A 10,063-nucleotide genomic window follows, 5' to 3' on the forward strand; every position below is an offset into this window, starting at 1 on the left:
GACAAGCAAGCTCCACTCTGTCCCCGCCTGTCAGGCCATCGTGAAAAAAGCAGCCGCCAGGCGGCTGGGAAACGCCTATGGCTGTGAGACCCTGCCGGAGACCGGCAGCCGGTATCAAATTCAGTTCGCCATCATCAAGGACACGGCCACGCTGTATCTGGACACCTCCGGCGAAGGGCTCTACAAGCGGGGCTATCGGGCGCAAAACATGGGGGCGCCCCTGCGGGAGACCCTGGCGGCCGCCTTGGTGACCCTCTCCCGCTACCGGGGAAAGGACCCCTTCTGCGACCCCTTTTGCGGCAGCGGCACCATCCCCATTGAGGCGGCGCTGATCGCCAAAAACCGTGCCCCGGGCCTGGACCGGTCCTTTGCCGCCCAGCGGTGGAAGAACATGAACAGTTGTCTGTGGCTGGAGGCGGCGGACGAGGCCCAGGACAAGGAGTTCCTCGGAACCTACGACATCTGGGGCGGAGACATCGATCCTGCCGCCGTGGAGCTGGCCCGCCACAACGCGGTTTTGGCCGGGGTGGAGGACTGCGTCCGTTTTGAGGCGGCGGACGCCGGAAAATTTCACCGGGACAGCGAGTACGGCCAGCTGGTCACCAATCCGCCTTACGGCGAGCGGCTGATGGAAAAGAAAGAAGCCGAGGCGCTGTACCGCAGCTTTGGCCAGGCCCACCGCGGCCTGCCGCCCAAGTGGCGGACGGTGGTACTGTCCTCCCACACGGAGTTCGAGCGGTGTTTTGGCCGCCCTGCCGACAAAAAGCGGAAGCTGTACAACGGAATGCTGAAATGCGACGCCTTTCTATACGGAAGGTAATTCTTCGACAGAACAATACAAAAAATCATCAATGAGAGGGGGCCCGCCTATGCGCCATGTCTTTATCATCAATCCACGGGCCGGGAAAAAGGATCAGACCGCCCGCATTTACGAGATGGCAGACCGCCTGCGCGCCCTTCATGGGCTTGACTGCGCCTGCATGCTGACGGACCGCCCCGGCGGCGCGGCAGAAATGGCCCGCCGTTTGGCGGAGAGCGGAGAAGAACTGCGGATCTATGCCTGCGGCGGGGATGGCACCATCTCCGAGGCGGCCAACGGTCTTGCGGGTTTTCCCAACGCCGCCATGACCTGCATTCCCGCCGGCACGGGCAACGACTTTTTGAAGAATTTCGGACCGGACATGGAGAAGTTCCGGGACGCGGAGAACCTGTGGGACGGCCCTGTGTTTCCCCTGGACCTGATTGACTGCAACGGGCGGTACTGCCTGACCATCGCCTGCAGCGGCATTGACGCCCAGGTGGCGGAGGGCGTCCACCTGTACAGCCGTTCTCCTTTACTAAACGGGCGTGGCAGCTATCTGGCCTCGGTGGCCGCCAACTTTCTCCTGCGCCCCATCGGGTACCACTGGACCGTCACACTGGACGGCGAAACCACGGAGGGGGACTATGCCCTGGTATCCGTGTGCAACGGCCGCCACTATGGCGGCGGCTCCACCCCGGTGCCTGAGGCCCGGATGGACGATGGGGTGTTGAATACCATTCTGATCCGCAAAATCAGCAAGGCAGCTTTCGTCCGGCTGTTCTCCGTCTACTCCGCCGGGAATTACCGGCAGCTTCCCCATATTGCCCGGTCTGTGACAGCCCGGGAAATCCGCATTCAGTCAAATAACGAGGAGATCGTCACCTGTCTGGACGGGGAGTGCTTCCGGAGCCGGGAGGTGGTCCTGCGCCTGGCGGATAAACGGGTGAATTTTTTCGCCCCCCCGGGCTGCGACCCAAATGCCACGGCGCGCCCCTAAACCGTCTTGGAATTTTCTGCATTTTTTGGAAATTCACAAAATCTTCATAGATACCCCCTTTACAAACAGGGACGATTGCGCTATGATAACACCGTTAGCACTCAGAGGACAAGAGTGCTAACGGTGCGATTTGTTTTTTCAAATTTTTAATATTATAAGGAGGAACCCGACATGAAACTCACCCCGCTTGCAGACCGCGTCATCTTGAAGATGGTGGAGGCCGAGGAGACCACCAAGGGCGGCATCATCCTCACCGGCTCCGCCAAGGAGAAACCCTCCGTGGCAGAGGTTATCTACGTAGGCCCCGGCGGCACCGTGGACGGCAAGGAAGTCACCATGACCGTGAAGCCCGGCGACAAGGTCATTACCAGCCAGTACGCCGGCACCAAAGTCACCCTGGAGGAAGTCGAGTACGTGGTCGTCCGCCAGAACGACATTCTGGCAATTGTTGAATAAAGAGAGGCCTGCGTCCCCCTCACGCTCCGCCGGGCAAACCCGGCTCACCTGCCCCCTCACCAGTGGCGTTAGTCCGCTGGTGAGGGCGTCCCGAGGACGCGCAGGCCGGGGTATTTTCGCCACGCACACGTGCTGACGAAAATAATTGAAATTTATCTTTTGCCTCCGGCAAAAGAACCGGGAAATCCCCGGGTTTTCCCGCCCTTTCCTTTTTTCCGCTCACTTTAATTTTTAACTTCTATTGGAGGTAATGCGATTATGTCTAAGCTCATCAAGCGCGGCGACGAGGCCCGCAAGGCTCTGGAAGCCGGCGTCAATTCCCTGGCCGATACCGTCAAAATCACCCTGGGGCCCAAGGGCCGCAACGTGGTGCTTGACAAGAAGTACGGCTCTCCCCTCATCACCAACGACGGCGTCACCATCGCCAAGGAGATCGAACTGGACGATCCCTTTGAGAACATGGGCGCCCAGCTGGTGAAGGAGGTCTCCACCAAGACCAACGACGTGGCCGGCGACGGCACCACCACCGCCACTCTGCTGGCCCAGGCCATGATTCATGAGGGCCTGAAGAACCTGGCCGCCGGCGCCAACCCCATCGTTGTGAAGAAGGGCATGGCCAAGGCCGTGGAGGCCGCTGTCGCCGAGGTCAAGAAGCAGTCCAAGAGCGTGGACGGCTCCAAGGACATCGCCCGCGTGGGCGCCGTCTCCTCCGGCGACGAGGAGATCGGCAAGCTGATTGCCGACGCCATGGATAAGGTCTCCGCCGACGGCGTCATCACCATCGAGGAGTCCAAGACCGCTGAGACCTACAGCGAGGTGGTTGAGGGCATGCAGTTCGACCGGGGCTATATCACCCCCTATATGGCCACCGACATGGAGAAGATGGAGGCCGTTGTCGACGACGCCTATATCCTCATCACCGACAAGAAGATCTCCGTCATCGCCGACATTCTGCCCATTCTGGAGCAGATGGTCCAGTCCGGCAAGAAGCTGGTCATCGTGGCTGAGGACGTGGAGGGCGAAGCCCTGAACACCCTGATCGTCAACCGCCTCCGGGGCACCCTGAATGTGGTCTGCGTCAAGGCACCGGGCTTTGGCGACCGCCGCAAGGAGATGCTCCAGGACATCGCCGTCCTCACCGGCGGCACCGTGGTGTCCGAGGAGGTCGGCCTGGAGCTCAAGACCGCCGGCCTCGACCTGCTGGGCCGTGCCCGTCAGGTGAAGGTCACCAAGGAGAACACCACCATCGTGGACGGCGCCGGCGAGAAGCAGGCCATTGCCGACCGCGTGGCCCAGATCCGCTCTCAGATCGCCAACACCACCAGCGACTACGACAAGGAGAAGCTCCAGGAGCGTCTGGCCAAGCTGGCCGGCGGTGTGGCTGTCATCAAGGTGGGCGCCGCCACTGAGACCGAGATGAAGGAGAAGAAGCTCCGTATTGAGGACGCCCTGAACTCCACCCGCGCCGCTGTGGAAGAGGGTATTGTGGCCGGCGGCGGCACCATCTTCGTCAACGTGATCCCCGCCGTGGAGGCCCTGCTGGACACCGTGGAGGGTGACGAGAAGACCGGCGTCCAGATCGTGGCCAAGGCCCTGGAGGCTCCCATCCGCCAGATTGCCGCCAACGCCGGCCTGGACGGCTCCGTGATCCTGGAGAAGGTCCGCTCCTCCGGCAAGGCCGGCTACGGCTTCGACGCCTACAAGGAGGAGTACTGCGACATGGTCTCCGCCGGCATTGTGGACCCCGCCAAGGTGACCCGTTCCGCCCTGGAGAACGCCGCCAGCGTCAGCTCCATGGTGCTGACCACCGAGTCCCTGGTGGCCGACAAGCCCGAGCCCCCCGCTCCGGCCCCCGCCGCGCCTGACATGGGCGGCATGTACTGAGAAGCAGCCCGCGGCAGAGACAATTAAGATCCAAGCCGGCGCACAGGTGTGCGCCGGCTTGCTTTTCCTCCAAAAAGTCCTTGACATGGAGTAAACTCCAGGTAGTACACTCTTCATACATAACATAAAGGAGAATGTGAATCATGATATACCGTACATTAGGCCGCACCCGCATCCGCGTCAGCGAGATCGGCATGGGCTGCGAGGGGTTTGTGGATAAGCCCTATGAGCAGGTCCTGGCCTTTGTGGACAGAATGGAGGCTCTGGGCGTCAACTGCATCGACCTCTACACTTCCAACCCGGAGGTGCGCTCCAACCTGGGCCGGGCCCTGCGGGGACGGCGGGAGAAGTTTGTCCTTCAGGCCCACCTGTGCTCTGTCTGGAAGGACGGGCAGTACAAACGCACCCGGGACATCGGCGAGGTCCGGGAGGGCTTTGCCGACCAGCTGAAACGCCTGGAGACGGACCGGGTGGAGATCGGCATGATCCACTACGTGGACTCCCTGGCGGACTGGGACACGGTAGTAAACGGTCCCGTCATGGCCTACGCCCGGGAGTTGAAGACGGCGGGGACCATCGGGTGCACCGGCCTCTCCAGCCACAACCCGGAGGTGGCCCTGGCGGCGGTGAACACCGGGCTCATCGACGTGCTGATGTTCAGCGTCAACCCCTGCTATGACCTCCAGCCAGCCGGAGAGGACGTGGAGGAGCTGTGGGCCCCCAAGAACTACGAGAACAACCTGGTGAACATGGACCCGCAGCGGCAGGAATTATACGAGACCTGCCAGCGGCTGGGGGTGGGCATCACGGTGATGAAGGCCTTCGGCGGCGGCGACCTGCTCAGTGAAACCCTCTCCCCCGCCGGACGCGCCCTGACGGCCTTCCAGTGCCTGCACTACGCCCTGACCCGTCCGGCGGTGGCCTCCGTCATGTGCGGCGCCCGGACTCTGGAGGACCTGGACGCCAGCGCCGCCTATGAGGACGCGCCGGAGAGCGAAAAGGACTACGCCGCCGCCCTGGCCGCTCTGCCCAAAATCAGCTGGCAGGGACACTGCATGTACTGCGGCCACTGCGCCCCCTGCCCCAAGGGCATCGACGTGGCGTCGGTAACCAAGTTTTTGAACCTGTGCCGGGCCCAGGGCGCCGTACCGGAGACCGTGCGGGAGCACTACGCGGTACTGCCCCACCGGGCGGCGGAGTGCATCGCCTGCGGCGCCTGTGAAAAGCGGTGTCCCTTCGGCGTGCCCATTGTGGAGAATATGAAGCAGGCCGCCGCACTGTTCGGCGCCTGACGGGAGAGGGGCCATCTATGACCATCACGGAGGTCAGCAGGAGGTACGGTCTGACACCGGACACCCTGCGCTACTATGAGCGCATCGGCCTGATTCCCCCGGTTCCCCGGGGCAAGAGCGGCGCCAGGGACTACGACGAGGACTCCTGCCAGTGGGTGGAGCTGATGAAGTGCATGCGCGCCGCCGGTGTGCAGATTGAGGCCCTGATCGAGTACGCCGCCCTGACCCAGCAGGGGGACAACACCCTGGAGGACCGCCGCGCCCTGTTGGTGCGCCAGCGGGAACAGCTCACCGCCCGCATGGCGGATATGCAGGCCTCCCTGGACCGGCTGGATTACAAGATCGATCTCTACACCCAGCGGATCGCCTGCCGCGACCGGATCAAAACGTAATCCCCAGTCCGGACAGCTTTTTTCGTCATGTTGTCCCGCCCTGTCCATATAGTGGTAGGGAGGTGGGAACGTTGAACGAAAAAAAAGGGTCCTCCATTGTACGGGGCACGCTGCTCCTGACCGCCGCCAACCTGCTGCTGCGGCTGGCGGGCATGGCCTTCCAGGTCTATCTCTCCGGCCGCATCGGCGCCGCGGGAATCGGCCTTTTGCAGCTGATTCTATCTGTAAAGGCCATGTCCTTCACTGTTGGCTCCGCAGGCATCCGCACCTGTGCCATGTACCTCTCCGCCGAGGAGCTGGGCCGGAACCGCCCCCAAGGGGTCCACGCCGTACTGGCGGGGTGCTTTCAGTACAGTCTGGCGTGCAGCATCGCCTCTTTGTTCCTCCTCTGGCAGCTGGCCCCCTGGCTGGCGGAGAACTGGATCGGCGGCCCCGCCGCCATCCCCTCCCTGCGGGTCTGTGCCATGATCCTCCCCATCTGCTGCCTGTACGGCGTCATGACCGGGTATTTCACCGCCGCCGGGCGCATCAGAGATCTGGTGGGGGTGGAGTTTCTGGAACAGGGCTGCGCTATGGCGGTCACTTTCGCACTGCTCACCCGCTGGGCCGGGGCGGACACGGGGCGTGCCTGTCTCTCCGTAGTCCTGGGCAGCGGCGCCGCCGCCCTGGTGGCCTACCGGGCCCTGCGGCTCCTTCACCGGGGCGCCCTGCCGCCGGAGCGGACACCCCACAAGCCGCCCTACCGGCGCATCCTGCGTATCGCCCTGCCCCTGGCCGTTGCGGATGACCTGCGATCCGGGCTGAATACCATTGAAAATCTGATTGTCCCCAAGCGGCTGTCCCGCTTTGCCGGCACCGCCAACGCTCTGGCGGACTACGGCGTACTGCACGGCATGGTGTTCCCTGTGCTGATGTTCCCCGCCGCCATCCTCTTTTCCCTGGCGGAACTGCTGGTGCCGGAGTTCTCCCGCTGCGCCGCCGGGCGGCGAATGCCCCGCATCCGCTACCTGGTCCGGCGGGGACTGCGGGTCTCCCTGCTGTTCAGCCTCTGCGCCGCCGGCATTCTCTTCGCCGGAGCGGACGCTCTGGGGGAACTGCTGTACCATGACCGGGCCGTGGGCCCCGCCCTGCGGCTCTACGCCCCGTTAATCCCTCTGCTCTACACCGACGCCATTGTGGACGCCATCTGCAAGGGCCTGGGCCAGCAGAGTGCCAACGCCCGGTACAACCTGCTGACCTCCTTTCTGGACGTGAGCTTTCTGTGGCTGCTGCTGCCCCGGTACGGGCTGAGCGGATACTATCTCAGCTTCGCCGTTACCCATCTCATCAACTTCTGCCTTAGCCTCCGCCGCCTGCTGCGGGCCTCCGGTGCGCGGCTGGAGGCCAGGCTGTCCCTGCGGGCCCTCCTCTGCGCCGGGGCGGCCGGGTGGAGCGCGGCCCTGCTGCCAAAGGCACCAGGACTCCGGGGCATCCTGCTGCCCGGGACATGGTACCTGGCAGTACTGCTCCTTTTATGGACGCTGTTCCGGGTGGTGCGCTGGGGAGATCTGCTCTGGCTCCGGGGTCTGGCCCGGCGGCACGGAAAGCGGACTTAAAAAACCGGCATGGCTTCAAAGCCATGCCGGTTTTCGCCGGTTCTCAGTTCTCTCCATCCAACTGGCGGAGCCCCGCAATGTCGCTGACGGGCAGGGAGAAGGCCAGCGACTGGGCCGCCGAGTGAATACCCGCCTGGCTCATCACCCCCTTCATAATGGGGGAGCGGTCCTCCTTCCGGGCCAGGATGAAAATCAGCTCCCGCTCCGCGGCAATGGACACACCCAAAAACCTCCGGGCCAGCTCCGCGCCGGTGCCCTTGGCGTGGATGGAGGTGCCCCCCGTAGCCCCGGCGGCCCGGGCCGCATCCATGACCTTGTCCGTACAGCCCTGGTTGGTGATGACGACGATCAGCTCATGGGTCTGTTCCCGCTCCATACGCTCCTCCGCCTCCTGCTGTAAGAGATAGTCTCTGGCGGCCGCGCCGCCGATGGTGGATACCGGCACCGTCATCAGGATGCCCCGGCCCGGGATGTCCAGCCAAAGCTCCCTGGCCGCCTGGCGCACCAGACGGGGGGAGTGGGGCACCACGCACAGCAGCACCGCCTTCTCCGTGGCCTCCAGGCCCAGGCAGTCCAAAATCTCCGTGGTGGCCGTGCCCTGGCCCAAAACCGTCAGCACCAGAGGGATGCCCTGGCTCTGAAACCAGGCGGCAAATTCCCCGTCCCGGCTGCGGTCCGTAATGGTAATCATGAGATCGGCTCCGCCCATGGCAGTCTCTCCTCCCCGCTGTGGCCGGTGTTCCCGCCTTACAGCTCGATGATCTCCTCCTCCGGCCCGGCTGTCTCCGGCCCGGCGGCTCTGCGCAGCTTCCACTGGTAGACAAGTCCCAGCAGCTGGATGGTCAGCAGCGGCGTCATGGCCACCATGGCCACCACGCCGAAGGCGTCGGTCACCACATTGCCCCCCAGGGCCTGACAGGCTCCCATGGCAAAGGGCAGCAGAAACGTGGCCGTCATGGGACCCGAGGCCACGCCGCCGGAGTCAAAGGCAATGGCCGTAAAAATCCTGGGCACAAAGAAGGACAGGCCGATGGCCGCCAGATACCCCGGCACCAGGAAATAAAAAATCGAAATTCCGGTTAAAATGCGAAACATGGACAGGCCGATGGACACCGCCACGCCGATGGACAAACTGGTGCTCATGGCCTTGCCGGGGATGGCCCCGGAGGTGATCTCCTCCACCTGGTGGTTCAGCACATGGACCGCCGGCTCCGCCTGGACGATGTACCAGCCCATCAGCATCCCAATAGGGACCAGCACCCAGTTCCAGCGGAGGTTCGCGATCTGCTGGCCCAGGTATGTACCCGCCGGCAGAAAGCCCACGTTGACGCCGGTGAGAAAGACCGCCAGCCCAAGACCAGTATACAGGAGACCCACCACAATTTTCAATACCTTTTTTCGGTTCATCCGCAGGGAGAACACCTGAAAGACGGCAAAAAACACCGCGATAGGCGTCAGGCAGACCACCACTTCCACCATATACTCCGGGAAGGCCCGGAGAAAGAGCCCCCACAGCGCCCGGCTGTCCGCCGCTGCCGCCATCTCCGCCGGGACATAGGCCCCGGAAGCGGGGTACACCAGGGACAAAATCAGCACCGCCAGCACCGGCCCCACGGAGCACAGCGCCACCAGGCCAAAGCTGTCCTGGGCGGCATTCTCGTCACTTCGGATGGAGGACACGCCCACGCCCAGAGCCATAATAAAGGGCACCGTCATAGGTCCGGTGGTGACGCCGCCGGAGTCAAAGGCAATGGCCAGAAAGTCTCCAGGCGCAAAACAGGCCAAAGTGAAGATTACCAGATACGAGGCGATCAGCAGCCCGTTGAGGGGAATGCGGAACAGGATACGCAGCAGGGCCACCACTAAAAAAACGCCCACGCCTACGGCCACCGCGCCCATCAGCACGACTCCCGGCACACTGGGTACCTGCTCCGCCAGCACCTGGAGATCCGGCTCTGAGATGGTGACCACCACGCCGATCAAAAAGCTGACCGCGGCCACCACCCAGAGCTTCCTGGAACGGGTCATATGGGCGCCCACCCGCTCGCCGATGGGGGTCATGGCCATCTCCGCCCCCAGGGTGAAGAGGCCCATACCCGCGATCAGCAGCACCGCCCCCATCAGAAAGGCCAGCAGGGTATCCGTAGGCACCGGGGAGATGGTGAAGCACAGCGCCAGCACGATGGCGGTGATCGGCAGTACAGAGGCCAGGGCCTCACGGACCTTTTCGCCCAGAATTGTACGGGTATTTCCCACTTTCTCGCGCCACCGCGCCCGCAGACTGCCCTGCAACCATGCCGCCTCCTTCCTTTTGGAAAATGGATATTTTATTTATATTATCATGGGGAGAATGTCTCTTTCAAGGGAAGTGTTTCAAGCTTAACAGTTTTTTAGCAAATTTCTATAGGGGATTTGGTAAAATGAAAATATAGCCCTCATTTTGAGGGACGGGATGGTGGTCGCCCTGACGGGCGGGGAGGGATTCAGCCATGATGATGGCTGGTGCATATGCACCCCCCATTTCTCTTTTCTCTGTCTTGCCAGAGAAAAGAGAAACGGGCCGTGCACGGTCCAAAGAGAAAAGAGAGCGGGGGCCGAATTTGACCGCAGGGGTCAAATTCGCCCAAGATACGGGGGCTGGTCTG

General features: G+C 62.9%; 9 protein-coding genes. 7 read left to right on the plus strand and 2 right to left on the minus strand.

Going from position 1 to position 10,063, the window contains the following annotated elements:
• From QZ326_RS08755 to QZ326_RS08785, 7 genes are all read left to right on the plus strand, one after another.
• Positions 1-820: class I SAM-dependent RNA methyltransferase (locus QZ326_RS08755; protein ID WP_295744054.1), on the plus strand; the 820-nt coding region annotated here is incomplete at its 5' end.
• Positions 821-869: 49 nt separating this feature from the next.
• A complete protein-coding gene (locus QZ326_RS08760) occupies positions 870-1,799 on the plus strand; it encodes a diacylglycerol kinase family protein (RefSeq protein WP_295744057.1) in 930 nt (309 codons plus the stop codon).
• Positions 1,800-1,970: 171 nt separating this feature from the next.
• Positions 1,971-2,255 carry a co-chaperone GroES gene (locus tag QZ326_RS08765; RefSeq protein ID WP_016322763.1) on the plus strand — a complete coding sequence of 95 codons (285 nt, stop codon included), beginning with the start codon at positions 1,971-1,973 and terminating at the stop codon, positions 2,253-2,255.
• Between the two features lie 258 nt (positions 2,256-2,513).
• A complete protein-coding gene (gene groL, locus QZ326_RS08770) occupies positions 2,514-4,139 on the plus strand; it encodes a chaperonin GroEL (RefSeq protein WP_295744061.1) in 1,626 nt (541 codons plus the stop codon).
• A 143-nt stretch (positions 4,140-4,282) separates the two neighbouring features.
• A complete protein-coding gene (locus QZ326_RS08775; RefSeq protein ID WP_295744063.1) occupies positions 4,283-5,431 on the plus strand; it encodes an aldo/keto reductase in 1,149 nt (382 codons plus the stop codon).
• A gap of 17 nt (positions 5,432-5,448) precedes the next feature.
• Positions 5,449-5,823, plus strand: coding sequence for a MerR family transcriptional regulator (locus QZ326_RS08780; protein WP_295744067.1), 375 nt, complete (start codon positions 5,449-5,451; stop codon positions 5,821-5,823).
• 71 nt (positions 5,824-5,894) lie between these two features.
• Positions 5,895-7,418, plus strand: coding sequence for a polysaccharide biosynthesis C-terminal domain-containing protein (locus tag QZ326_RS08785; protein ID WP_295744070.1), 1,524 nt, complete (start codon positions 5,895-5,897; stop codon positions 7,416-7,418).
• 43 nt (positions 7,419-7,461) lie between these two features.
• Here the strand turns inward: QZ326_RS08785 and QZ326_RS08790 are convergent, their stop codons facing one another.
• A complete protein-coding gene (locus tag QZ326_RS08790; protein ID WP_295744073.1) occupies positions 7,462-8,127 on the minus strand; it encodes a P-II family nitrogen regulator in 666 nt (221 codons plus the stop codon).
• Positions 8,128-8,165: 38 nt separating this feature from the next.
• Positions 8,166-9,710 (minus strand): DUF1538 domain-containing protein, encoded by a 1,545-nt coding sequence (locus QZ326_RS08795; protein ID WP_365328863.1) that lies wholly within the window; start codon positions 9,708-9,710, stop codon positions 8,166-8,168.
• Between the last annotated feature and the right edge of the window lie 353 nt (positions 9,711-10,063).

Origin of the sequence: uncultured Oscillibacter sp. (genome assembly GCF_910587525.1) — a bacterium.
In the GTDB taxonomy this organism is placed as follows: domain Bacteria; phylum Bacillota; class Clostridia; order Oscillospirales; family Oscillospiraceae; genus Oscillibacter.